Source organism: Streptomyces sp. LZ34 (assembly GCF_053890475.1).
The window spans coordinates 11,247,970-11,271,679 of record NZ_CM132680.1; the positions used below are offsets into that span (position 1 = coordinate 11,247,970).

Below are 23,710 nucleotides of genomic sequence, written 5' to 3' on the forward strand. Positions count from 1 at the left end.
GATCCATCCAGCGAGCGGGGGTCATTCCGGCCGGGGTGCGGTGGTGGCGTGCTGCGGGCCGGGGATGTCGGCGGCGGGCGCCTCGGGCTTCTCCTTCGATGTCGTGTACGACAGGACGAAGGCGAGCAGTCCGGAGATACCGGCGGTGATGAAGGTGGGCGGTCCGGCGCTGGTTTCGACGTCGGCGACCCAGCCGCTGTCGCCGAGGACGATCCCCAGCGCCTGTCCGGCGACGATGGCGACGCCACCGATAAGGAAGCCGATGATGCTGAGGCTGAAGAGGACTTGAAGTGGTCGTATGGCCATGATGCGACCTCCGGTCGGCAGGAGTGGGCGGGTCAGACGGGCAGGACGCCGGTGGCCACGGCGGCGCCGATCAGCAGGATGGGGACGCAGTAGTAGGCGAGCAGGGGCATGAAGGTGCGGGCGGGGTCGACGCCGGCGATGCCGCTGGCGACGTAGATCGGTGCTCCGGAGGGGGGTGAGGCGCCCTCGGTGGAGGCGAAGATCAGCACGGCCACGCAGGCGGTGGTGGCCGGCACTCCGGCGTCGACCAGGGAGGTGACGGCGACGGGGCCGATGGCGGCCATGGTGGCGCTCGCGGTGAGCGGGATGGCCACTCCGACGACGAGGACCCCGACGATCAGCCCCATGGCCCACAGCGGTGCGTTCACATCAGCCAGCAGGTCGGTCAGCTGCTCGGGCAGTCCCAGCTCGCCCAGCACGTTGGAGGCGGAGAAGGCGGCGACGATGGTGACGCCGATGACGCCGAACTGCGGTGCGGCGCCGCCCAGCAGCCGCCACCATTCGCGTCCGGTCTGCGGGAGGTGGCGTCGGCCCAGCAGCAGGACGGTGGCGATGAGCAGCACGGGGATCCAGGTGATCAGGCTGATGGCGTCCGACATCTTGGCGCCGACGTAGTCTCCCAGGGCACCACCGGTGGGGCCGCGGGTGAGCAGCAGCGGCACCACCATGCCGACGAACAGGAACAAGCTGGTCCAGCCCACGCGCAGACTCGTGCGCAGGGGCATCAGGTCGGCGCGGTCGATGGGCTGGATCCCATGGCGGCGTACCAGCAGGAAGGCCGCGACCATGCGGTAGCCGAGGCACCACAGGCCGCCCAGGAACAGCGGCAGCACGATGTCGTCGGTGGTGGCCAGCGAGGCGACGCCCGCAGATCCCATGAGGATGAACATGGTGGAGCTGAAGGGGAAGGTGACACCCATGCCGGCGCCGCCCGCGGCGACGGTGGCGGCGAGTTCGCCGCTGACCTTGGAGCGTTTCATCCACGGGATGGTCACCGAGCCGACTGCCGCGGTGACGGCCGCGCCCACGTGGGCGATGGCGCCGAAGACACCGGAGGCGACGGTGGAGGTGTAGACGGGACCGCCCCTCAGTCGGCCGAACAGGGAGTTGAGGATGTTCAGCAGCTGGTCCAGGACCGGGGTGCGGGCCAGAAGATAGCTCATGAACACGAACGCCAGCGCGGCGAAGGTGACCTCCTCCTGCATCGCCTCCGTGAAGCCGCTCCACATGACGTGCCCGATGTCGCCGCCGGCGAACAGACAGGTGACCACGAACCCGACCATCAGTGCTTCGCCGATGTTGCGCTTGAGGACGGCGTTCCACACGATGATGGCCGCCATGTAGCAGCCCAGCGCCCATATGGCGATCACGACGCGTCTCCTTCCTGGGCGGCGCGGATGAGGTCCCGCCGATGTGCCTCGTCGGCCTCCACCTCCCGCGCGGCCGCCAGGACCGACTCTGCCTCGTCGGCGGGGAGGACGGCGACTCCGTCGCTGTCGCCCACGACCAGGTCACCGGGGTGGCAGACCACACCCCCCACCGCCACGGGAACTCCGATCCGGCCGGGGCCGTACTTGTAGGGCCCGGCCGGGGTCACCGCGCGAGCCCATACGGGGAAGCCGATCTCGGCGAGGACGTCGACGTCGCGGGCGGCGCCGTCCAGGACCATGCCTACCACGCCGCGGGCTCGGGCACGTTCTGCGATCAGCTCTCCGATCAGCGCCCGGGAGACGTCGCCCTGCCCGTTGACGACGATGATGTCGCCCGGAGCCGCGATCTTTATGGCCTCGTGGATGGCCTGGTTGTCGCCCGCTCGGGTCCACACCGTCAGGGCCCGGCCGATGGCCCGCGCGCCGGGCCACAGCGGACTGATGCCGGAGTCCAGGAGATCCAGCCGGTCCATCGCGTCACCGATGTTCGCGGTCGGAAGGTCCTGATGGGCGGCGAGCAGATCGTCGGACAGCAGCGGTGTGTCGCGCAGCCCGTCGGTGCGGGCCGTGAGGGTGTGCAGATGGCTGATCGCCCTGGCCAGCGTCGGGTCAAGGTTCAGCTCGGCCATCAGATCGGCCGTCGCGGACACTTCGGCGGCGCGGCGCGGACCGTGCTTGTAGGTGCCCGTGTACAGACGCTCCAGCGCCTCTTCGCCGTCGGCCAGTTCGTGGATGATCTGCTGACGTACCCACGGCTCGTCGCCCGCCGCGCGGCCGGCGTCCACGGCCTGCACGATGACCGCGGCCAGCCCCTTCATGAACAGGCTGCGCAGCAGCTTGCGCGCCGAGGCCGCACCCGTCTCCCTGCCCAGGTCCTCCACCGGCGCTCCCAGCGCGCCGAAATGGCCGGCGACCATGGACGCCCCGGGGCCGCTGACCACGAGGGTGGTGTGGTGGCGGAACTTGGGCACCGACCCGATCACCGCCACATCCGCGAAGACCGCCTGCGAAGCGTCGGCGATCGTGTCGGCGATCTTCCTCTTCAACTCGGGGGCCCCGGCGTTCATGTCCGCGTACACCGCGCTGCCCCGCAGATGCGGAGCCGCTTCCCCGGCCACCGCGAGAGCCGCCTTGGCCCCGGTCAGCCCCAGTACCAGGTCGCAGTCACGCACCGCGTCACCGACGTTGTCGGTCCGTTCGACGCCGTCCGGGGTGGGCACGTCTCCCGGGTCGAACCCGGCCACCGCCCATCCCGCCGCCACGAACCCCGTCGCATACAGGGCCCCGGCTTCGCCCAGACCCAGCACTCCGACACGCAAAGTGGCCTCCTCGCCATCCATCACCGAATACTCGTTTCTCATTGTGTCTCATTGTGTGATAAGTTTTATCGCAATGTGCGAAAAGGATGGTGCCTGTGCGGCAAGCGGCCGTCAAGGCTGTGCGAAATGATCGATCAAATGGCGCTTCTGGGCTGATGGGCTGGTCTCAGGCGGCGCTGAGGCCCGTATCGAGCACGCCATTCCCCAAGAGATCATTGGGCATGGAGTTCCTCTGTTACCACCGCGACCGGCCCGACTCCCTGCCGCTGCGCTACGAGCTGCTGGCAGAGCATTGGGCCTATATGGACCGGTACGCGAAGGAGATGATCGCCCGGGGCCCGACCCTTGCCGACGACGGCGACACACTCACGGGCAGTGTGCACATCGTCGACCTGCCCGATCCCGCCGCTGCCCGCACGTTCGCCTTCGACGAGCCGAACTACCAGGCCGGCGTCTACCGGGACGTGCTGCTGCGACGGTGGCGCAACACGCTGGGGCGCACCATGTGGGACTTCCCCGGCGGCCGGACCGGCGGCAACCGGTACCTGGTGCTCGGCCTCGGCGCGGGGCAGGCCGCCGACCTCGCGATGCCGCCCGACCGCGACGAACTGATCGCCTACGGGCCGCTGCTGTCCGACAACGGCGCCACCTGGCTTGGCACGGCGGTGTTGGTCCGGGCGCCGGACCCGGACACGGCACGCGCCATCCTGACCCCGGACCGGTACGCCGACATTGAGGTGCACAATTGGCAGTTCGGCGGGCGGCAGTGATCGTGTTCCACCCGAAAAATCATCGCCAGAGGCGATTGCCGAGCTCACGAGCCTGTTCGCGCCCGGCGGCGGCAACCGCTGAGCCGTGTTCCTTGATCCTTCTCGGTGGCAACGGCGGAGGCGGAGAGGAGCGTCGCAGCGGCGAGGCTGCCCCAGAGGGCGGCCGAGCCGTGGGGTGCGAGAGCGGTGATGACCGCCGGGGAGACGGCAAGGCCGAAGCCCGTGGAGAGCTCGAAGCGGGCGAGGGTGCGTCCCAGGGCATGGGCCGGGGCGAGGGCGGTGACGAGCGCGGTGGCGCTGCCGGCATAGATGATCTCGCCGAGAGTGCAGACCACGGACACCGTGGCGACGGCCGGAGCGCCCCAGCCGTGTCCCAGTGAGGTGGCCGCGAGGAAGCCGAGGTAGGACGCGGCGAGTACCACGCCGGCGAGAGCCAGCACGGTCCGCCGGGAGAAGCGGGACATCAGGACGGTGACCGGAACCTGCAGGGTGACCACCAGCACCGTGTTGGCCACGAAGATGGCCGCCGACCACACCGGGGATGCGTGCAACTGTGTCACCAGGACCAGAGGGAGCGCGATTTCGGGGACGTTGAGGCAGAAGACGTAGACCACGTTGGCGGCCAGCAGCACGCGCATCCGAGGTGCGGGCCCGTCGGCCCTGTCCTTGGCCGGGGTAGCGGCCGGATACGCGTGCAGGTGGACCGACCACGCCAAGGCCGCCGCGGCGAGATAGGCGAGCCCGGTGACGGCTGCCAGCGCCTGCAATGCGGGCGTGCCGCCCGCCAGGCATACGGTGGCGAGGAGCGCGCCCGCGCCCAGGCCGGCGTTGCGCAGGGCGCGGCTTCCCGCGAGAGCGGCGTCGCGTTCCCGGCCGTGGGCGACCGTGGCCACGAGAGCTGCGTGGGCGGCCGGCCATGCCTGGTTGCCGATGCCGAGGAAGAGCGCCGCCGTCGCGAACAGCCAGACGTGGCCCGCCGGGGTGGCCAGCAGCAGCGCCACGCCCGCCACCCGCACCAGCATCGACGCTGCCACGACCGTGCTGCGTGCGCCCCGGTCCAGCCATCGGCCCACCGCGGGCATGCACACCAGACCCACGACGACGCCGGCCGTCATGGCGATGCCGGTGTCCGGCGCGGACAGCCTCAGCACCGTCACCCCGTAGAGCAGCAGAAAGGGCCGCAGCAGGCCGGTGCCGAGCGCATCCACGGCCAGGGCGACGGCATAGCGGGGGCCTCCGGAGGCACGGACGAGGGCGCGGGGCTGGATCTTGGTGGTGGTTGCCATGGCGCCAACGGTGCGTTCGGCCGCCCGGCCGAGTACGTCGGTTGACGGACACCGTCAACCGACGCCGTCGCCGGGCATCCGGTCAGCGATGCTGAAGGGATGACGTTGAGGATCGACATCAGCGGCCTGCCGTCCGGGCGACTGCGGTTCGCCGCCTCCCCGCTGGCCGAGCTGACCGCGATGCTGCACGTGCTGGCCGAACCCGGGCATCATCCGCAGCTCGCCGGCTGGGCCGGGGATGTCTGGGCGGGGCTGCGGCCGGAGCTGGCCGAGCGGTTGCGGGAGGCGGAGTTCCTCTGGCGTTCCTCACAAGCCGACTTCCTGCTCCCCGCCCGACCTCGGCCGACCCTCGCCGAGGAGTTGGACGACGTGGACCGGATCGACGACGAAACGTATGTGACCGCCGCGCTCGTCACCACGTGCGGCAGCAACCGGGTCCACTTCGCCGCGCCGTCGCCGCTCACCGACGCGACTGCGCGCGAGCGGGCCCTGGACCTGGCCCAGGCCCGCGGCGCGCGGCAAGAGGCCTTCGCGGAACGGCTGCTCGCGGACCCGGCCGCGGTGCGGGCGCGGGTGCGCCACACCCTCGAACAGTGCGCCGAGGCCTTCTTCGACGCCGCCTGGACGGGCGTCGCCGTGCGGCTCGCCACCGACCTGCGCCTGAAGAACGACCTGCTGAAGCGCCAGGGCATCGGGGCGGCACTCGCATCGGTCTCCGGCGCGGTCACCCTGGCACCGGACGGCGACTGCATCATCGTGGACAAGCTGCAGGACAAGGCGACCGCCGCCCACGGCACCGGGGTCACCTTCATCCCCAGTGTCTTCGGCAGCCCGCACCTGGTGGTGGTCCACACGCCCGGGTGGCAGCCGGTGGTGCAGTACTCCGTGGCCGAGCCGAGTCCATCAGAGCCGGTATCGCTGGAAACGGTCACACTACGGCTGGAGGCACTCGCACATCCGGTACGGCTGCGGCTGCTGCGCACCCTGGCCCGCGGCCCGCACACCACCGGTGAGCTGGCCCACGCCTGGGAACTTTCACCCCCGGAGGTTTCCCGCCACCTCGCTGTCCTGCGCCGCGCGGGCCTGCTCACGGCCCGGCGGCGCGGTCGTTACGTCCGTTACTCCCTCAATCTGCCCGACCTGACGGCGCTGGGGGCCGACCTGCTGGCGGCCGTACTGCGCTGAGTGGCTTCGGTCTGCCAGAACGCGGGCGACCGCGCCTTCCAGCGCACCTGGAAGCTGTGCGCCGTCGTGCGAGCCGGCTCGGCGACGGTATTCGGTCACATAGCCCCACATGCCCGGAGGCGCGCCTTGATGGCGTAGGGCGTGCTGACGTGACCGTGGAGGCGGCGCGATCGACGCCGCCCACGTCGGCAGCACCATGGCGCCGGAGGCGGTAGCCGCCGAGCACGGCTGGCAGGTGCCGGCCTGGGTCGGCGACTACTTCCAGATCCCCACCGTAGGCGTGGCCGTCGACCCCACCTATCTCAACCTGGACGACCCAGACATCGCGGGCCGCGTACTCCAGGGTGTGTCCGTGCAGCTCAAGACCCTGCCGCTCCGCGTCGGGCGGCAGCCATGCCGGTGGCGGCGAGCGCGGCGGCCAGCGCTACGGCGGCGGCCAGCGCCAGGCTGACGCGCAGCCCATGCTCGAAGCCCGCCGAGGCGGAGATCAGGGCGCCGAAGACGGCCACGGCCAGGGCGCCACCGACCTGCCGGCTGGTGTTGAACACACCGCTGGCGGTGCCGGTCTGCTGGGCGGGCACGTGCTCCAGCAGCAGGGCGGTGGTCGGGGGCATCACCAGCGGGCCTGCCGACCCGACCGGGATCAGCAGCAGCGCGGTCAGCCACACCGGCGCCGAGGCGGGCACGAGGGCCAGGGCCACGGACCCGGCAGCGATCAGCACAAGGCCCGTGATGATCGGCACCCTGGGGCCGGTGCGCTCCGCGATCCGCGTCGACAGAGGGGTCAGGAAGGCGCTGAGCAGCATCATCGGCAGGAACGCGATGCCCGCGGCCAGCGCGGACATGCCGTGCTGCTGCTGGAAGTAGAGGCTGAACAGGAACGGCAGCCCGTAGAAGCCGACCATGAACGCGAACCCGATGCCCGTGGCGATCACCACCGTCTTGGATCGGAACAGCTCCAGCGGCACCATCGGGTGCGCGCCCTTGGCCTGCGCCCACACGAACGCGGCGAACGCCACCACGGCCAAGCCGAGCGCCCCGAGGACCTGCGGCGCGGTGAGCCCGGCCTCGCCGGCCTCGATGGCGGCGAAGGTCAGCCCGCCCATGGCCAGGATGCAGGTGACCTGCCCGATCCAGTCGAACGGCGCCGGGGGGGGGGCGACTGCGGGGCACGGGCGAGGAGCAGCAGGGTGACGAGGCCGACCGGCAGGTTGATCCAGAAGATCATCCGCCAGGACGCCAGGCTGAGCACACCGCCGAGCACGGGTCCGGCCGCCGCCGCGACAGCGCCGCCCAGCGCCCACACCCCCACCGCGCGGGCCCGGCGAGCCAAGCCGGGGTAGGCGTGGCGCACCAGCGCCATCGACGTCGGCATGGTGACGGCCGAGCCGATGCCCTGCACCACCCGCGCGGCGACCAGTGCCGACAGCGAGGGCGCCGGCCCGCAGGCCACCGAGGCGAGCACGAACAGCACCAGGCCGCCCGCGAAAGCACGGCGGGCACTGATCCGGTCCGACAGCGCCGGCCGACAGCAGCAGGGCGGCGAACATCAGCGTGTAGCCGTCCACCACCCACTGCAATCCGGTGATGCCACCGCCCAGCGCGTCACGGATCGAGGGCAGCGCGACGTTCACGATCGTCGCGTCCAGGGTGATCACGAAGAACCCCAGGACGGCGGCGGCCGGCGCCGCCGTGGCATGCCGGTCCCTGTCGTGCACGCCCCCGCATTCCTCCGGCTTCGCCACCACAGCCCGCAGGCCCCCGCCGGGGAGCCGGGCCGTCAGGCGGCCACCTGATCGGCGGACCGGGGCACATGACCAACTCCGGCACGGCGGTACGGAGGACGCCGCTGGTCAGTCCGCGCACCGCGGCCTGGACCTCGATGCCGACCAGGACGACGCTGTCCTTACGAAGAATCCCGTTGACCGGTGTCCGCCGCGGAGTCGGGCGTGACACTCAGGGGCAGGAGCTGGGGGCGTTTCGCGGTGCGGCCGTCGCCGGAGGACTGACCGCGCAGACGGCGTCCGAGCCAGGGGCCGAGGAATGCGGCCGCCCAGCGCAGTTCGGCTCCTGCGGCTTGCCAGCCCGCGGGAACCCTCTGTGGTGGCAGGGGGAGCGTCCAGGCGTCGTCGCTTCCGGGCAGGTGGATGGCTTGGGCGATGGCTGCGGCGATCCGCTCGTGGCCGAGGGGGCTGGCGTGGAGCCGGTCCGCACTCCACAGCCGCGGATCGGTGGCGACGGTGTGCTGGGCGGTTTCGGCGACCGTGACCCCGTGACGGGCGGCCGCGGCGCGGATGCGGGCATTGAGGTCGAACGCGCGGGACCTGATCGGCCGGGCAAGGGGCACGATCTTCCCCACGTCGGGGAAGGTCAGCGTCACCACCTGGGCCCCGGCGGCCGTGAGCGCGGCGAACATGTCTTCCAGGTGTCCGGCCACCTCGGCGGCGTCAAACCGGGGCCGGAGCAGGTCGTTGACCCCGGCGACGACACTGGCCAGGTCCGGGCGCAGGGCCAGGGCAGGCCCCAGCTGTTCAGCGCGGACCTGGCCGGCGACACGGCCTCGTACGGCAAGGTTGGCGTACCGAAGCTCCGGGTTGACGGCCGCGAGGTGCTCGGCGAGCCGGTCGGCAAAGCCCCGTAGGCCGACGGCGTCGTCCCCGTCGCCGAGCCCTTCGGTCTGGCTGTCGCCCAGGGCGACGTAGCGCAGGTATTCACCGTTCGGCATGAGTCGACTGCCTTTCCTTGAGGACGGCTGCGATCCGTAGGCACCAGTCCCGGTGTTCCTGCTCAAAGGCCAGGCCGCGCAGGCAGGTCAGGTACGGCCCGATCCGCTCGCCCCGGCGCAGGAACTCCTCCTCGTCCGTATCGCCGCGCAGCTGCCGCAGCAGATCGCCGAGAAGTTCGATCTTGGCCTCAGCCGCGGACGCTCGCTCTTCGAGCTGTTCGATCACCGGCGCCGTGCCGATGCGGTCGGCGACCTGGACCTTGACGAGCAGATCGTCGCGGATGAACGAGGGCTTCGATACGGCTGCGGCGAACTTCTCCAGCTCGGCGCGACCGGCGTCGGTGACCTGGAACAGACGTTTGTTGGGCCGGGTCTCCTGGACCACCTGCCGGCCCGCGACCAGCCCTTCCTTCTCCAGCTTGGTCAGCTCGGCGTACAGCTGCTGCGGCAGGGCGTGCCAGAAGTTCGCGACGCCGATGTCGAACGCCTTCGCCAACTGGTATCCGCTGTACTCGCCGTCCAGCAGCGCCGCCAGCACCGCATGCCGCAAGGCCATCGAAGCAGCCCCTTCCCTTTCCTCGTCCGCCGCTGCATCATACTCAAGAATATGATTAGTCATATCCTTGAGTATTGGGGGAGGGGTCATGGAGACTGCTGAACGCTTCCGCGCTGCCGTGGAGAAGGGCGAACTCGCCTCACTGGAAAACCTGTTCACCGAGGACATCCGCCTCTACAGCCCCGTGAAGTTCACGCCCTTCGAGGGCAAGCCCATGGTGCTGGGACTCTTCGGCGTCCTGCTGCGCACCTTCGAGGGCTTCCGCTACATCGGACACTTCGAGGGCGCGGCCGAGACCAGTGCCGACGGCGAAGAAGCTCCGTCGGCGATTCTGCTCTTCCGGGCCACCGTGAACGGCAAGCAGATCCACGGGATCGACCTGCTCCAGTTCGACGGGGCAGGCCGGATCAAGGAGTTCACCGTGATGGTTCGCCCTCAGTCCGCTGTGCACGCCCTGGGTCAGGCGGTACTTGCGGGCCTGGTCGCCGACGGCCTCGTCCCCGAGGCCGTCGACCGCTAAGGGCTTGCAGGGAATCAAGGTGTTGCTTCCCGTGCTGGGGCTCGTTGGTGTGGTATGCGCATCCCGGACGAGGTTCGTGCCCAACTCGCTGTGAAGTTTCCGGTCTTGTTCCCGCATCTCGACGAGCGGCAGCGGCGCTTGCTGATGGGAGCGGAGGCCCGGGTGCTGGGGCATGGCGGTATCCGGGCCGTTGCGCGGGCGGCCGGGGTAAGTGAGACGACGGTCCGCAGGGGGGTGCTCGAGCTGGAGGCCGGCGAGGCCCCGTTGAGGCGGGTGCGGCGGCCGGGCGGAGGACGCAAGCGGATCGCGGACCTCGATCCGGGGTTGCGGCCCGCACTGCTGGCGCTGGTCGAGCCGGACGAGCGCGGTGATCCGATGTCGCCGCTGCGGTGGACGGTGAAGTCGACCCGCACCTTCGCTCGCGAGCTGGCCCGGGCCGGACACCGAATCAGCGCGGACACCGTTGCTGCACTGCTGCGAGAGGAGGGCTTCAGCCTGCAGGCCAATGCCAAGACCCTGGAGGGCGGCCGGCACGCGGACCGCGATGCCCAGTTCCGCTGTCTCAACGAGCAGGCACGTGCGCACCGGGATGCCGGCCAGCCGGTGATCAGCGTGGACACCAAGAAGAAGGAACTCGTCGGAGAGTTCAAGAACAGCGGTCGGTCGTGGCGGCCTGCTGGTGACCCGGTGCCAGTGCACATCCACGACTTCGCCGACCCGAAGCTGGGCAAGGCCATTCCATCGCTGGTGGCACGGCCAGGGCACCACCGCCTACCCGCAGGCGACACGGCTGCTGATCACCGCCGACGCGGGCGGTTCCAACGGCTACCGCACCCGGGCCTGGAAGCTCGAACTCGCCCGGCTCGCCGCCGAGACGGGCCTGACCATCACGGTCTGCCACCTGCCACCCGGCACATCGAAGGTCGGGTAGCCGGAGGGATTCGCACCCTCCGGCTCCCACAGATCCGTACGTGACGATCTCTCGTCATACGGCTCTTGTCGTCCTGATCACCAGGCCAAGGAGGGGGAACTGACCCATCTCCACTGCGCGAACATCCCCGGGCGGCGCTTGGCTGCCCTTTGGAAGGCCGCGATGGCCTTCCTCATCGCACGAAACCGTCTGTACTTGTTGCGGAGCCAGCGCACCAGGTAGGCGTTGATGCGCATCAGAAGTGGATACAAGGCCGATCGGTAGAACCGGCCGTAGTACTGCATCCAGCCCGCGACGATCGGATTGATCCGCTGCGCGAGTTCTTCCACGGTGAGGTTGACCCGTCGGTGGAGCCGCCAGGAGCGGACCTCCTCGCCGAGTCGTTTGAGGGCGTCCCTGCTGACCGCGGGACGGAACGACCATCTGATGCGGCCGTTCTTGTCCCGCATTTGGCGCTGTTGGAACGTGAACCCCAGGAACGTGAAAGACGTGTGCTCGTACGAGCCGCGCCGCAATCCGTCCTGGCAGTACACGATCCGGGTCTTGGCCGGGTGCAGACGCAGCCCGACCTCGGCCATCCTGTCCGAGAGCGCGGCCAGCACCTGGCGGGCCTGGCGCTCGGTGACGCAGTGCACGACCGCATCGTCCGCATAGCGTTCGAACGAGACAGCAGGGAACTCCCGGGCCATCCAGACGTCGAACGCGTAGTGCAGGAACAGGTTCGCCAAAACGGGAGAAACCGGGGCTCCTTGTGGCGTCCCGCATTCCCGTTCCAGCAGGGTGCCGTCGGGCATCTTGAGCGGGGCGGCAAGCCACCTCCGCACATACAACTTCACCCAAACGGCGTCGGTGTGCGCTTCCACCGCCTTGACCAGGAGGTCCCAGGGCACACTGTCGAAGAACTGGGAGATGTCGAACTCGACAACCCAGTCCCGTTTCCAACTGCGTTCCCGACACTTCTCCACGGCATCCAAGGCGGACCGTCCGGGCCGGTACCCGAAGCTGTCCGGATGGAAAATAGGATCCACCCTCCGCACCAAATGCCGGGCCACTACGGTCTGAGCCACACGATCAGCGACGGCGGGAATCCCGAGGATTCTCTCACCGCCGCCATGAGGCTTAGGAATAGCCACCGCACGCACCGGCGGAGGAAAGTAGGAGCCCGACGACATTCGGTTCCAGATCCTATAGAGATTGTTCTTCAGGTCCTTCTCGAAGTCGGCGATGCTCTGCCCGTCCACTCCCGGTGCCCCCTTGTTAGCCCTGACTTCCTCCCATGCTTCCTTGACTTCCCACTTGGAAATCTCAAACGGCTTGGCCTGTGACTTCAACTGGCTCACCGAACTCCTCCCGGACACCGTCCGGTTGATGCGATCAACACAGTCACGGACGACCCGGCCCCTTCGCTCCACCCCCATTACAGAGGCTTCTCCACTACTACGAGCCGGTCCGCCAGCGCGTCCCGCGTCGGTACTCGGCCCCTTCACGGCACAACCGCTCGGGGTGCTCCCTCTCGCCCACCTCTACCAGGACGGGCTGTATCGGTACGCGCCTTCTCCTGTTCCACGTGACCGCGGCAGACCAGGTTCACGTCGTCTCCATGCCGGACACCGCCTGGCCAGTCGACGGGCTCCCGCCAGGCTTATCCCGGGGCGGTTCCAAGCTCCCCGGTTTTGATGTCGTCGGAATCTTTTCGACACGTCAGCAACGATTCACTTGCGTTCGTCTCCCTGATCCCCACCTGACGCCTACACGGCGCCTTTTCCTCATCGCTCACCACGACGGTCTTCAGCCAACGCAGCATGAGGTGGTTTAAAGCCTCCCCCCGTAGGGCGGCTTCGAAGGGCCAATCCTTCATCGGTCACGCAGCACTGCTTCAAGCAACTCGTCCTACATCGAATTCCCTCTGCATTCAGGACACACTGGAACAAAATCGAGCACCGGCTCTTCTCGCACATCACCATGAACTGGCGCGGCCACCCGCTGACCAGCCACGAAGTCATCGTCGAGTCGACCATCCCGGCGCCCCGAGACCCGCAGACACCGACGTCGGAGTGGGACCGGGCCCTGCTGTCCGACCCCGCACTGACCGGACTGTCCCCACACCATGCACCGCACCCTGCTGAAGATCAGGAGACTCCTCGAGGCTCACAGCATCGTCATCCCGCCGACTACCACACCGCCCACCACTCTCGCAGCCCTCCAGGCCCGGGTCATTGCCCAAAGCAGCCACCCCGACAGCAAGATCAAGACGACGTGTTAATGATCTGCAAGTCCTTAGAGGGGCCACAAGGCGGCCCACCTCAGGGGCTCACGACCCTGGCCGGACACCCCCACCGGCTTTGCCGGACAGTCCCTGGAGCCGCTGAATAACCCGTGACCAGCAAGCCACCCACACCGCTTCGATGGCATGATCGGACTCTCGACGAGCGCCCTAATCGCCCGTCCTTTACCGGAAAACAATGCCATACAGCACGAAGAGTGACCTCTCTACCTGACATCTAACAAATCGGTCAAACAATTGATATCTATAGTATCGCGGGTGTTTTCGCGAATAAACCACAGAATCACGTCCACCGGGTGGCGTCGACCACGGGCGATCCTGTGGGCCACGGCGGGTGTGGTGACCCTCGGATTCTTCATCGCGCTGGAGATCGCCGCGCGTCGCTACGGCGGCGTGCCGGGGCCGATGACCAACCAGGCGCGAGAGGTGATATTCGCCCCCAAACCGGGGCCGCTGTACGCCGGTTTGGCGTTGATGATGGTGGTGCTCACCTGGCGGCAACGGTTCATCGCGGCTGGTGCCGCGATCGGCATCGACATCGTCTTCGTGCTGGTGCGGTGGGCGGTCGACGCCAAGGTGGCCGCAGACCATTTCTTCGGCAACGGCGCGTTGTGGGTGATGTTGGGCTGTGCGGTCATCGCGGTCACGCGCCGCACCGGCCGGGAACGTGTCCTGCTGCTGAAGGGCGTCGGGCTGGGCTTGGTGCTGGTGGCCGGTCGCAAGACCGGCGACACCTGGCTGCTCATCACCTCGAAGACCCGCCCGACGGTGCTCGACCCGTACGTGGCGACCGCCGATCACGCGCTGGGCAACCCGTCGTGGCTGGCAGGCCGGATTCTCGAGGCCACCAGCCCGATCGGCACCCATCTCCTCGACTGGGTCTACGGTGAGCTTGCGGTGGCCGCGGTTGTCGTCGCGCTGTACCAGCTGCGCAACGTGGCGGTCGAGCGCCGCTTCCCGCGCCATCACCTGGTGCGCACCTTCCTGGTCATCGGTCTCCTCGGGCCGGCCATCTACATGATCTTCCCGGTGGTCGGACCGATCTTCGCCTACGGCCCGGGCACTTCCGGTACCGGCGGCGTGCAGTGGGCGGTGGCCGACCTGTGGCCGGACACGCCGCCGCCGATCGCTACCCCGCACCCGGTGCCATACGACGGGATCACCCCGCGCAACTGCATGCCCAGCCTGCACACGGCGTGGGCTGTCGCGATCTTCATTCATTCCCGCAAGGGCCCACGAATCCTGCGGTTCGCAGGGACGTTCTGGCTGATTGCCACGCTCGGCGCAACGCTGGGCTTCGGCTACCACTACGGCGTGGACCTCATTGCCGGCGTGGTGTTCACGCTCACGATCGAGGCAGCGCTGCGCTCGTTCGACCGTGGCTGGGACCGGTCAGGAATCCAGCTGGTCACCTACGGCACCACGGTCTTCGCTGCGCTCCTGGTGTCATATCGCTATCTGCCGATGGAGATGGCCAGACATCCGTGGGTGTTCGGCCCACTTCTCATTCTGGCGATGATCTCAGTGATCTACGGCTACGTACGGACCACCAAACTGTGGGAACCGAAGGCCGCACCAGCGCTGCAACCGGAACCAAAACCCGAACTGGTTTGAGTCATGTTGCATCAGGCTGCGGGCGCTCCGCGCGGTATCTCACGCCGTGTCCAGCCGGCTGGCGTGCGGCCCGGCCCGCCCTCGGCCCGATCCTGAGAGTTTCACCTTCAGCGAGGGGAGTCGCTGCGTCAACGACTAGGTATTGGTTGCAGGTCTCCACCGGACTGTGCACCACCAGGTCAGCAACGTCAGTCCAGCATGGCCGAACGCCGGATGGCTGCGCCCGAGGAATGCCGACTGTGGCACATGCTTCGGACTGATTCCCCAGGAGGAGAGAACTTCATGGCAGATTCGAACGACAACCAGAAGCGCGTCACCATCGCGCTGAAGTCCGTGTACTGCGGTGATACCGAAGACATTACCGGTGCCGATGAACTCTACGTCGCGGGGGGTGCGGGGACCGGTCCCCGGTCCGGCTCCAAGAGCAAGGCGATTCTGACCAAGCCGATCGACATCAACAGTGGGCAGCAGAAGGTTCTCTCCGGTGACGAGTATGTGATCTTCGACGACAACGTGTATGTCGACGACTTCGTCGAGCTGGGGCTCGAATTCCGCGATCAGGACTTCAGTGAGGATGATTTCGACGCCAAGTATTTGGCATTGGTCTCTGCGCTCACCGGAGCCGTCGGAACTGCGGTCGGTTCCCTGGCCACCCCCGCCGTGGGGGCGATTGCCGGAGCGATTCTTGCCGCCACGCCGCCGGCGCTGATCGCGGTTCTGGCGAGTATAGATAAGGACGACGTCCTTGGGACGGTCCAAAAGAGGGTTAATGTGGCCGAATATCCGGACGGGCGCAGCGGGCCACTCAAGTGGAAGTTCTCGGACAAGAAGCCGAACATCGTCGAGGAGGCGGGGCTATTCGCGTGGAGTGATTGGGACTACGAGATCAGCTACGTGATCGACGTGGGTCCCGCGCGGTGACTTCGGCCTCGGACAGCCGCGACCCGACCTGGTCGCAACCCGTGTAATGGACATCGGCATCGGTTGAGCAGGTAAAACTCGCGCCGGTTGTGCGGGCCTCGCGCGGCCGGCGACGATGCCACCCGGTCGTGGTGACAACTCGTCAGCACGACCGGGTGGCGTTGGGGCAGCCTGGTCTGTCTGAGCCGTGTTGAGGGACGACCGGAGAGCATTCGAGCCGCTTGTCAGAGGCATCCCGTCGATCCGTTCACGCCGTGGGCCGCGATGACGGCGCCCGGGCACATTGCACACGGACAACGGTTCTCATGTGCTACGGCGGACTCCCCGCACGAAATGGCTTGTCAGCCGGTGCACTGCGGGAGCCAGGGCAACCAGAAGCAGAGGCAGTCGACCGGGTCGTACGGACCCGGAGTCGCCGTAGCGGTCGGCGTGGGCGTGGGGTCGCTCGGCGCTGGTGGCGTGGTGCTCGGCTGAGCCGTGGGTGTGTTCGGCGTGGGGTCGCTCGGTGCCGGTGATGTGGTGCTCGGCTGAGCCGTGGGTGTCGGGGCATGTGTTGTCGACGCGCCCGGCGTGGGTGCGGTCGGTGTCGAGATCAGCGGCCGGCCGGAGGTGAATGACCGCTCGGGCTGTGGTGATGTGGTGCTCGTGCCTGGTGTGTCGGCCGTCGTGGGAGAGACAGTCGGAGAGGCCGAGGGAGAGGCCGAGGGAGAGGCCGACGGGGAGGCCGCGAGGGCCGTGCCCGTCGCTTCCGAGTTCGGGCGCTCCGGTGCCGTCGCGGGCGGTGTCGAACTGCTGCCTGGGGCAGGTGTGTTGTGGCCGCTGCCGGAGGTGAGGTAGACGGCGGCGGCGGTTGAGGCCGCGGCGATGGTGATCGCGGCGGCCGCGACGGTAACGCCGCGACGGCGGCGGCGCGTGAGGGAATGGATGCGCTCGCCGAGCGAGGCGAGCACGGCTGCGATGCCGCCACCGATGTAAAGCGCTAAGTGTCGCTTGCGGTGGGCGGGCTCCGGCGGCGCTTCCGGTGGTACGGGGGCCGCGGGCGTGAGCTGCTGGAGCGCGGCGATCTTTTGGGCGGTGACCTCAGCGTGGAGCTGGTCGAACTGCTTCGCCTGCTTCTGTTGTTTCTTGTGGAGCAGGGTGATGGCCAGGACCGCCGCGCCGAGGATCCCAGCCAGTAGAACGTCAACCACGTATTGCCCCTTGTTGATTTTTGATGGCCTGGGGGTACGGTTTGACGCTCTCAGGCCATGGGAGCCCTAGGCGAATACGTGATGGGTTTGTGACGTGGGGTCAACCGATGTGTCGGCGCTGCTCGTCCCGTTCCTGCTCTTCGCGTGCGGGCGTCATATGGCCAACCCTGCGCAGGACTTCGCTCCGCGCCTCAGGGGAGAGACTCTCCAGGAGCGCGGTGATCGCCGCGAGGTGCGGATCGCTCGCGTAGGCATCTGTTGAGCCCGCCGGCGCCGACAGCGCGGCGAGCTCCTCCAGGGCCTCGGCCGCAGTCTCGCGGTCGGCCCGTCTGAGTTCGTCGGCGGTTACCCCGGCGACGTGCGCCATGCGGGCGAGTGTCTCGTCCGGCGCCCTTACGGGGATATGGGAGCCGCTGACGGTCTGGTAACCGCTGACGATCTGCCGCCATCGGGCGTCGCTGATCCCGGCCCGCCTGGCTGCCTCGCGGCCGGAGATCCGGTTCCGCTTGAGGGCCTTCTTGATGAGCACGGCCTCGGGGGGCGGCTCTGGCCGCGTCTCTCGATTCATGCTCGCAGGTTCGCACGACTACGCGCTACTGCGCTACCTCGGCCCACGATGTGGCACTCATCCGGCACCGTAGCTGTGCCATCCGGGCTTCGGCCGCGGTGGCGGCCCCAGGAATGTCGAGCAGCACACCTAGCGCGCACTTGCGTAACTAGCGCGTTCTGCGCGCGCAGTAGTTGCTAGACGCGCTACTGCGCGCTAGTCTTCGAGTCATGAGCGATCGTCCCCAGCGGCGCCGCAGAGGTGCCCCCTTCCATCACGCGCCCGAGGCGGTGACGTACGCCCGGGAACAGGCCGGGCTGTCCCAGAAGGAACTAGCCGAGCGCTGCAACATCAGCCAGTCGCTGATGTGCGACATCGAGGCAGGCCGCCGCAACGCGACCCCCGCGACCCTGCGTCGGATGGCCGCCGTTCTGAACTGTCCGCTGGTCGTACTCCAGTCGAAGCGCCCCGGTGTTCCGACGCTGACCGACGAGGCGGAGGCACCGGTCGGGGTCCGGGAAGAGAAGGCGTCCTGAAGCTCAAGCTGCGTGACGACTGCCGGTACACCTCGCGTCATACGCCGCCGTCTCGTGACGGCGAGCGGGGCTGTCCTGACCGTGCCGCGTCCGACCAGCCCCGGATCACCAAGGCCACTGCGACACCGGGAGAAGAGGCACCCCTTGAACGAGAAACCTCACGGTCACATGACGGCCGCCGAGGCCCCTCCCGAACTGACGATTTACCGGGCCGAAGCCGGGCATCGGCGCTTCGCCCTCGACCTGTACACGAACCGAGAGGCCGCCCGCGCCCACTGCGAGGCCTACGCGCGCCGTGAGCCGTGCCACCAGCAACTCGCCTGGCACCCGGACCCCGCCAACGCGGCGGTGGAGGCCCTGTTCGTCGTCGCGGGCGAGGTGTCGGACACCGGTTTCACCGTCACCGCCGTTACGGTCGCCTCCGAGTACGGCGGCGAGGCCGACGAGTGAGCCACGCGACCACCACGCGCGACCTGCTCGCCTGCCTGGCCATCTCGATCGTCCTGTTCGGCGTGGTGTTCGGGCCGTTCTGCTTCCTCATGGGACGCCGCCCGGCGAAGAACACCAGCACTGCGCGTGTCACCGGGCCGGGCCGACACCGCAAGAGGGACCCCCGGTAACCGTCACCACCAGCGAGCCCGCCGTCCGTCTGCCCTACGCCCCGGCCGCCACCGGCTACTGCCCGGCCGAGGGCCGGACCACCCCGCACGCGATGCACGCCGACGGCCCAAGCCGGTGCTGGACGTGCTCAACCAAGACAGCAGGAACTCATGAATGATCAGATAGCGGATCCGATCGGCCCGGAACACCTCCGGTCCCTACAGCCCGAGTGCCCGAACTGCTCATGCTGCACGGCGCCGTTGTGCCAGAAGGGCCGCGACAGCACCCTGGAGTGCGTCGGCAACACGCGGGCCGAGTTCGCGGTCACGGTCGCCGGATGCCCGTGCTCGGCGGAGACCACCCGCGGTACGCATGCGTGGCGGATGGCGCGCATCCGTGTCACCCGGCACGCGGTCGAAGTGCCGCTCCCGGACGCCGCAGAGGGCATCCTGCGGGCGCTCGTCGAAGGCGCGGGCACGGTGAGAGATCCGGCCGGGCTGATCACGCCGCTGCGGGCTCTCCGGTACGTCGCGGTCGACAACGGCATGCCGTCGATCACCGACCTAGGCCACGCCTACCTCACAGCCCGGGACGAGCCGCGGTTCGCGACGCCGGTCGAGGTCGAGGCGGTCGACGTCGACACGGGCACGGCCCGCGTGGTCGTCGTCGGCTGGAACCCCACCGCCGGGGTGACCGTGCTCCTGGAGCAGCTCGCCCATGCCACCGGATTCAAGGCGGAGGAGCTTCCGGGCAAGCACCTGGAGGCCATCGCGAACTGCCGGACGCAGGACGCCGACGACATCGTTCTGACCTCGATCCGTATCGCCCAGCCGCTCCCCGAAAGCCGGATGGGGGCGGAATCGTATGGCTGAGCGTCGACCGACCGTGTTCGTCGAGGCCTCCGGGAAGGACCCGACCGCCCTCCTCCTGCCGAGGCCCCACGCGGAGCTGGGCATACGCGAGCAGCGGCGGCGTCGTGAGCCAGCGAAGAGCGTCGCTCAAGCGCTCGGCGTGACAGAGAAGACTGTCATCCGGCGGCGGGAGGGGGCGACACGGTGCTCCTGCTTGAGCTCCTGATCGCCATCGCGGAGCCCATCGACGCCACCATCGCTTCCGCGCACGTGTGGGCGCCCATCCTCATCACCGCGTGCTGCACGGCGATCCTCTGCCGCCTGGGGCGGGCGGCACGCCGGCGGGCCCGCGCCAGGACCACTGAGCGGACGACTGCCAGGACAGGCGCGGACAGCGATCAGGACACCGTCACGCTCAGGGTTCCGATCTGCGCCGACTGGTGTCCCGACGGGTGTCCGCAGAACTGCCTGGACGTGTCCGCGCAAGGGGGCATGGGGGAGAGCTGATGCCTCGTCCGCCTCGAGCTGCCGTCGACCCGGCCATGTCGCTACGGCGGCACCCGCCCAACCTCCGCGACTCCAAAGGCAAGCCTGCGCACAAGACATGCGCGCAGGCGGCGATCGCGCAGCAGACCGCGGAGGCCACCGAATGACACGAGAACGAGAGGCCGTAACCGAGCCATGGAGCTTGACCACCTTGCCCGGCTGACCGAGTCCGCCCTCCGGCACGCGTTCGCCCGGGAGTGGGAGCGGGCCGCTGTCGCTGTCACCGAGATCACAGACAGCGGTGACGCGGCCGACATATACGTGGCGTGCTGCGGGTTCGCCGAGGTCGGCCGCGCCCAGCTGCTCAGCCTGTACTCCGGCAGCCCGCCCGCACCGGCCCATGGCTGTGTGTGGCAACCCAGCGACATTCGCCGCGCCGTCAGGCCCGACGCGGACACACACGACTGGTTCGCCGCCCGGTTCCTGGCCGCATGGGCCAACGAGGACACCGCCACGACCGTGGCCCTGTACGCCGCTGCCAACCACGCCGGGCCCGCCACGCGCACGGAGTCCGTGTGCGCGCTCCTCGCCCACGTTGCCAGCCTCCGCCACGACGCCCAGACCGCAATGACCGCCCCACTCCAGGAAGGCCCACGCACCTGACCGCCACGACGCCGTAGCCCCGCGCACTCGTTTCGGCATCCTCATCGGCACCTACGCCGACGGCACGAACAACTGCCCAGCAAATCACCTTCTCTATGTGTCAGGACAAGAGATGACGACTCACCGCAACCGTCAGGCGGACCTTGATTCCCGGATCGCCGAAATTGAGTGCCAACAGGATGTTCGAGATGACTGGGAGTACCTCAAAGATCCACTGGCGCGATACGCGTACTCTGTTCTCTGTTCGTGGATCTCCCATGGTGTCATTTTCTCCAAAATTGAGCGACTGACCAGGATTCGCTTGCATGGCGCCGGTGAGCTGTCCAAGGATCCGGACGCTGCCGCCGAGCTGTCCGGGTTGACGGTCGCAGTCGCCCTGAAGTCATTTCTGGAGCGAATGGAGCAGGGCAACGGATGGCATCCGGGGGGCGGGTCGTCTCTCAAGACCTACTTCATCGGGCAGTGTCTGATGTGTTTCCCCAATGAGTACCGTCGATGGCTCAGAGAGCATCGTGACGGGCGCCTGCCAATGCCTGTGTCCCCACACCAGGAGTATTTCGACGTTCCTGACAGTGCCCCAGGTCCAGAACGTTCAGCGGAACTCCATATTGAGTCATTACAGATCCTCGGGAGAGCTCCGCTTCGGACTCGCACCGTACTCGCCTTCACCGCGGTCGGATATTCCCAACGTGAAATTGCCGGGCGTCTGAGCACCACGCCCAAGGGAGTTGAGAAACTGCTTCATCGATACCGGAAAAGGTACCTCTGAACCCGGACCAGGAGATTCAGACCTCGCAGCGGCTGGGGCGCCACCGGTGCACCGGTGGCGCCCCAGCCGCTGCGAGGCCCTTCTTATCACATACGAGCCGAAAGGGCCTGGCGAACGTTGGTGGTCAGTTCCCTGGGCCAGGGATCCAGCTGATTCTCACGGCTCCGCTGCCGCCCGCGCCACCGAGAGGGTCGTTGTTGATGAACATGTTGCCGCCGCGGCCGTGGCCCGGGCCGGCGCCGGCGCCGGCGCCGGCCCCGCTGCGGTAGTCGGCGTCTGTGCCGTCAGTACCCCAGCCGTCGCCGCCCTCACACGGCTTCCTGTCCGTACCGTGAAAGAGATCTGATCCTATTGACGTGGGCGGCAGGGGCAGCGGAACTGTTCAGGTGTTGCTGAACCCCGGACTCGTGCCGAAAGGGTGCCAGGTCGCGTAGTACGTGCTTCCGCTGTCTTCCTGGAGTGAAACCAGTGCTTCTTTTGCTACGGGGATGAGGATGTTCGTCCCGTATTCGGTTGAGTCGTCAGTGGTGATGTAGTAATCATCGGTAGATTCCCCGAAAGGGGTGACACCGATACAGAGTCCCGCGGTTGAGCTGAATCCTTGAACGGCACACAGAAGAAGTCCGTCGGTTCCGGTCCGGTAGCTACCGCTTTTCATTTGCTGGGGTTCGCCCAGCAGATTGGCCGTGCCGTAGATGCCCAGTTCGGTGATGTCGAGATTGGGGTTGGCCACGGAGACGATAGTTTGCAGAGAATGCGTACATTCGAGTTGCTGCACGGCGTTGTACAGATGGAGGTCGAGCTTGAAGGCAGTGGTGTGGGAGAGGGCAGGGGCTGTTGCATGATCGCCATCTGTCCGGAAGACCGGGCTGGTCCGGAGTCGGGGTGGACGTCCCGGTTCGGGCAGGGGTCGAACGCAGTGCAGGCACGGTCTCGGTGATCATGTGAGTGTCGAAGTCCCATGAACACTTGGCGAGTCCGTGCCTGCTCCTGCATCTTCCCCCATGCTCACCGCGCTGGGCCAACTGGCCCAGACTTCCGCGCCGGCCCCACTGACGGACGCGGTCTGCCTGTCCGGCTTCCTGGACCTGGTCCCCGACCCACGCGGCGTCCGGGGCCGTCGCTATCGGCTGACCGCGCTGGTGGCCGCCGCTGCGGCGAGCGTCCTGGCCGGCGCCCGCTCACTCACCGCGATCACGGAATGGATCACGGACGCCCCATCCTGGGCCTGCCGGGCCCTCGGCTTCCCCGTCGACCCGCTGACCGGCACGGTGTCCGTTCCGCACCCCCACACCGTGCGCCGTCTTCTCGTCCAGCTCGACGGCGACGCCCTGGACCAAGCGATTGGAGCCTTCCTCACCGCCCGCGCCACTCCCTCGCCCGCCGGACTGCGGGCGATCGCCGTCGACGGCAAGGCCCTGCGCGGCTCGCGCACCGCCACGACCCCGCACGTCACACTGCTCGCCGCGATGGACCACACCGGCCACGTCCTCGCCCAGCGGCAGGTCGCCGACAAGAGCAACGAGATCCCCGCCTTCAAGCCCCTGCTGGACACCATCGACCTGACCGACACGGTCATCACCGCCGATGCCCTGCACACCCAGCACGCCCACGGCGCCTACCTCCGTGAACGCGGCGCCCACTACATCGCCCAGGTCAAGGCCAACCACCCCGGCCTGTTCGACCGCGTCCGCCACCTGCCCTGGCGGGAGATCACGCTCGACCACCACGAGCGCACCCGTGCCCACCACCGCACGGAGATCCGGCGTCTGAAGACCACCGCCTTCGCCCACCTCGACTACCCCGACGCCCGCCAGGCCCTCCAAGTCGTCCGCTGGAGAAAGGACTTCACCACCGGCAAGCTCACCATCGAACGGGTCTACCTGATCACCAGCCTGCCGCCCGGCGTGGCGACCGGCGCCCAGCTCGCCGCCTGGATCACAGGACATTGGAAGATCGAAAATCTTCTGCACCACGTCCGCGACCGAACGTTCCGCGAGGACGACTCCAAGATCCATATCGGCCGTCTCCCGCGTACCATGGCCAGCCTGCGCAACCTCGCCATCGGCGTCCACCGCCAGGGCGACCACACCAACATCGCCGCCGCCCTACGCCACACCGCCCGCGACTGCCGCAGACCCCTGACCGCCCTCGGCCTCACCGGATGAACCCGGACAGAAAGCGATCATGCAAGGGACCCTGGCCCCTACCCCGTCGCGAT

26 protein-coding genes and 3 pseudogenes are annotated in these 23,710 nt (G+C 68.2%); 17 read left to right on the forward strand and 12 right to left on the reverse strand.

Annotated features, from left to right (window positions below):
- Nucleotides 1-21: 21 nt before the first annotated feature.
- Genes ACWY4P_RS48555 through ACWY4P_RS48565 form a run of 3 tightly spaced genes read right to left on the reverse strand, consistent with a single transcriptional unit; the run spans nucleotide 22 to nucleotide 3,097 of the window.
- Complete coding sequence (locus ACWY4P_RS48555) at nucleotides 22-306, reverse strand: hypothetical protein (RefSeq protein ID WP_456207187.1); 285 nt, start codon at nucleotides 304-306, stop codon at nucleotides 22-24.
- 32 nt (nucleotides 307-338) lie between these two features.
- Nucleotides 339-1,676 (reverse strand): TRAP transporter large permease subunit, encoded by a 1,338-nt coding sequence (locus ACWY4P_RS48560; protein ID WP_456207188.1) that lies wholly within the window; start codon nucleotides 1,674-1,676, stop codon nucleotides 339-341.
- A complete protein-coding gene (locus tag ACWY4P_RS48565) occupies nucleotides 1,673-3,097 on the reverse strand; it encodes an RraA family protein (RefSeq protein WP_456207189.1) in 1,425 nt (474 codons plus the stop codon). The genes ACWY4P_RS48560 and ACWY4P_RS48565 overlap by 4 nt, the downstream gene beginning before the upstream one ends.
- Before the next feature lie 179 nt (nucleotides 3,098-3,276).
- On the opposite strand from ACWY4P_RS48565, the gene ACWY4P_RS48570 reads away from it, so the two are divergent.
- Nucleotides 3,277-3,825: a YciI family protein gene (locus tag ACWY4P_RS48570; RefSeq protein WP_456207190.1), complete on the forward strand. Its 549-nt coding sequence runs from the start codon at nucleotides 3,277-3,279 to the stop codon at nucleotides 3,823-3,825.
- A 44-nt stretch (nucleotides 3,826-3,869) separates the two neighbouring features.
- Here ACWY4P_RS48570 and ACWY4P_RS48575 read toward each other — a convergent pair whose 3' ends face one another.
- Nucleotides 3,870-5,111: an MFS transporter gene (locus ACWY4P_RS48575; RefSeq protein WP_456207191.1), complete on the reverse strand. Its 1,242-nt coding sequence runs from the start codon at nucleotides 5,109-5,111 to the stop codon at nucleotides 3,870-3,872.
- A gap of 99 nt (nucleotides 5,112-5,210) precedes the next feature.
- Between ACWY4P_RS48575 and ACWY4P_RS48580 the strand changes: the two genes are divergently transcribed.
- Entirely contained in the window at nucleotides 5,211-6,296 is a 1,086-nt protein-coding gene (locus tag ACWY4P_RS48580; protein ID WP_456207192.1) for a DUF5937 family protein, read from the forward strand.
- Nucleotides 6,297-6,655: 359 nt separating this feature from the next.
- Here ACWY4P_RS48580 and ACWY4P_RS48585 read toward each other — a convergent pair whose 3' ends face one another.
- The 4 genes from ACWY4P_RS48585 to ACWY4P_RS48600 all read right to left on the reverse strand — a co-directional run bounded on the left by ACWY4P_RS48585 (nucleotide 6,656) and on the right by ACWY4P_RS48600 (nucleotide 9,577).
- Nucleotides 6,656-7,402: an MFS transporter gene (locus ACWY4P_RS48585; RefSeq protein ID WP_456207193.1), complete on the reverse strand. Its 747-nt coding sequence runs from the start codon at nucleotides 7,400-7,402 to the stop codon at nucleotides 6,656-6,658.
- A complete protein-coding gene (locus ACWY4P_RS48590) occupies nucleotides 7,390-7,770 on the reverse strand; it encodes an MFS transporter (RefSeq protein ID WP_456207194.1) in 381 nt (126 codons plus the stop codon). The genes ACWY4P_RS48585 and ACWY4P_RS48590 overlap by 13 nt, the downstream gene beginning before the upstream one ends.
- A 432-nt stretch (nucleotides 7,771-8,202) precedes the next feature.
- Nucleotides 8,203-9,021, reverse strand: coding sequence for an SGNH/GDSL hydrolase family protein (locus ACWY4P_RS48595; protein ID WP_456207195.1), 819 nt, complete (start codon nucleotides 9,019-9,021; stop codon nucleotides 8,203-8,205).
- Nucleotides 9,008-9,577 carry a PadR family transcriptional regulator gene (locus ACWY4P_RS48600; RefSeq protein WP_456207196.1) on the reverse strand — a complete coding sequence of 190 codons (570 nt, stop codon included), beginning with the start codon at nucleotides 9,575-9,577 and terminating at the stop codon, nucleotides 9,008-9,010. Before ACWY4P_RS48600 ends, ACWY4P_RS48595 begins: the two co-directional genes overlap by 14 nt.
- Nucleotides 9,578-9,665: 88 nt before the next feature.
- Here ACWY4P_RS48600 and ACWY4P_RS48605 point away from each other — a divergent pair, with 88 nt between their 5' ends.
- Together ACWY4P_RS48605 and ACWY4P_RS48610 are read left to right on the forward strand one after the other, a co-directional pair.
- A complete protein-coding gene (locus ACWY4P_RS48605) occupies nucleotides 9,666-10,097 on the forward strand; it encodes a nuclear transport factor 2 family protein (protein ID WP_456207197.1) in 432 nt (143 codons plus the stop codon).
- Nucleotides 10,098-10,151: 54 nt separating this feature from the next.
- A pseudogene (locus ACWY4P_RS48610) lies at nucleotides 10,152-11,019 on the forward strand (ISAzo13 family transposase); the annotation flags it as partial.
- An 86-nt stretch (nucleotides 11,020-11,105) separates the two neighbouring features.
- Here ACWY4P_RS48610 and ltrA read toward each other — a convergent pair.
- On the reverse strand, nucleotides 11,106-12,368 hold the full coding sequence (ltrA, locus tag ACWY4P_RS48615; RefSeq protein WP_456207198.1) for a group II intron reverse transcriptase/maturase: 1,263 nt from the start codon (nucleotides 12,366-12,368) through the stop codon (nucleotides 11,106-11,108).
- Nucleotides 12,369-12,951: 583 nt separating this feature from the next.
- On the opposite strand from ltrA, the pseudogene ACWY4P_RS48620 reads away from it, so the two are divergent.
- The 4 genes and pseudogenes from ACWY4P_RS48620 to ACWY4P_RS48635 form a co-directional block, all read left to right on the forward strand.
- A pseudogene (locus ACWY4P_RS48620) lies at nucleotides 12,952-13,291 on the forward strand (ISAzo13-like element transposase-related protein); the annotation flags it as partial.
- Nucleotides 13,292-13,570: 279 nt separating this feature from the next.
- Nucleotides 13,571-14,926, forward strand: a complete 1,356-nt coding sequence (locus tag ACWY4P_RS48625; protein ID WP_456207199.1) for a phosphatase PAP2 family protein — start codon at nucleotides 13,571-13,573, stop codon at nucleotides 14,924-14,926.
- A 282-nt stretch (nucleotides 14,927-15,208) separates the two neighbouring features.
- The gene (locus ACWY4P_RS48630) at nucleotides 15,209-15,847 is read left to right on the forward strand and encodes a hypothetical protein (protein ID WP_456207200.1); all 639 of its coding nucleotides are present in this window, start codon (nucleotides 15,209-15,211) and stop codon (nucleotides 15,845-15,847) included.
- 199 nt (nucleotides 15,848-16,046) lie between these two features.
- Nucleotides 16,047-16,196: pseudogene (locus ACWY4P_RS48635) on the forward strand (IS5/IS1182 family transposase); the annotation flags it as partial.
- On the opposite strand, the gene ACWY4P_RS48640 reads toward ACWY4P_RS48635, so the two are convergent.
- The gene (locus ACWY4P_RS48640) at nucleotides 16,189-17,037 is read right to left on the reverse strand and encodes a hypothetical protein (RefSeq protein WP_456213381.1); all 849 of its coding nucleotides are present in this window, start codon (nucleotides 17,035-17,037) and stop codon (nucleotides 16,189-16,191) included. The pseudogene ACWY4P_RS48635 and the gene ACWY4P_RS48640 overlap by 8 nt on opposite strands.
- A gap of 100 nt (nucleotides 17,038-17,137) precedes the next feature.
- Nucleotides 17,138-17,605, reverse strand: coding sequence for a helix-turn-helix domain-containing protein (locus tag ACWY4P_RS48645; protein ID WP_456207201.1), 468 nt, complete (start codon nucleotides 17,603-17,605; stop codon nucleotides 17,138-17,140).
- 209 nt (nucleotides 17,606-17,814) lie between these two features.
- On the opposite strand from ACWY4P_RS48645, the gene ACWY4P_RS48650 reads away from it, so the two are divergent.
- The 8 genes from ACWY4P_RS48650 (at nucleotide 17,815) to ACWY4P_RS48685 (ending at nucleotide 21,489) form a co-directional block, all read left to right on the forward strand.
- Nucleotides 17,815-18,120, forward strand: a complete 306-nt coding sequence (locus ACWY4P_RS48650; protein WP_456207202.1) for a helix-turn-helix domain-containing protein — start codon at nucleotides 17,815-17,817, stop codon at nucleotides 18,118-18,120.
- Between the two features lie 144 nt (nucleotides 18,121-18,264).
- A complete protein-coding gene (locus ACWY4P_RS48655) occupies nucleotides 18,265-18,570 on the forward strand; it encodes a hypothetical protein (RefSeq protein ID WP_456207203.1) in 306 nt (101 codons plus the stop codon).
- Nucleotides 18,567-18,740, forward strand: a complete 174-nt coding sequence (locus ACWY4P_RS48660) for a hypothetical protein (RefSeq protein WP_456207204.1) — start codon at nucleotides 18,567-18,569, stop codon at nucleotides 18,738-18,740. The genes ACWY4P_RS48655 and ACWY4P_RS48660 overlap by 4 nt, the downstream gene beginning before the upstream one ends.
- Before the next feature lie 150 nt (nucleotides 18,741-18,890).
- On the forward strand, nucleotides 18,891-19,592 hold the full coding sequence (locus tag ACWY4P_RS48665; protein WP_456207205.1) for a hypothetical protein: 702 nt from the start codon (nucleotides 18,891-18,893) through the stop codon (nucleotides 19,590-19,592).
- 183 nt (nucleotides 19,593-19,775) lie between these two features.
- A complete protein-coding gene (locus ACWY4P_RS48670) occupies nucleotides 19,776-20,078 on the forward strand; it encodes a hypothetical protein (RefSeq protein WP_456207206.1) in 303 nt (100 codons plus the stop codon).
- Nucleotides 20,078-20,224, forward strand: a complete 147-nt coding sequence (locus ACWY4P_RS48675; protein ID WP_456207207.1) for a hypothetical protein — start codon at nucleotides 20,078-20,080, stop codon at nucleotides 20,222-20,224. The genes ACWY4P_RS48670 and ACWY4P_RS48675 overlap by 1 nt, the downstream gene beginning before the upstream one ends.
- Before the next feature lie 28 nt (nucleotides 20,225-20,252).
- Nucleotides 20,253-20,720 carry a hypothetical protein gene (locus tag ACWY4P_RS48680; RefSeq protein WP_456207208.1) on the forward strand — a complete coding sequence of 156 codons (468 nt, stop codon included), beginning with the start codon at nucleotides 20,253-20,255 and terminating at the stop codon, nucleotides 20,718-20,720.
- Nucleotides 20,721-20,832: 112 nt separating this feature from the next.
- Nucleotides 20,833-21,489 (forward strand): hypothetical protein, encoded by a 657-nt coding sequence (locus ACWY4P_RS48685; RefSeq protein ID WP_456207209.1) that lies wholly within the window; start codon nucleotides 20,833-20,835, stop codon nucleotides 21,487-21,489.
- Between the two features lie 382 nt (nucleotides 21,490-21,871).
- Here the strand turns inward: ACWY4P_RS48685 and ACWY4P_RS48690 are convergent, their stop codons facing one another.
- Nucleotides 21,872-22,222 (reverse strand): hypothetical protein, encoded by a 351-nt coding sequence (locus ACWY4P_RS48690; protein WP_456207210.1) that lies wholly within the window; start codon nucleotides 22,220-22,222, stop codon nucleotides 21,872-21,874.
- 271 nt (nucleotides 22,223-22,493) lie between these two features.
- On the opposite strand from ACWY4P_RS48690, the gene ACWY4P_RS48695 reads away from it, so the two are divergent.
- Nucleotides 22,494-23,657, forward strand: coding sequence for an ISAs1 family transposase (locus ACWY4P_RS48695; protein ID WP_456207211.1), 1,164 nt, complete (start codon nucleotides 22,494-22,496; stop codon nucleotides 23,655-23,657).
- The last annotated feature ends 53 nt before the right edge of the window (nucleotides 23,658-23,710 follow it).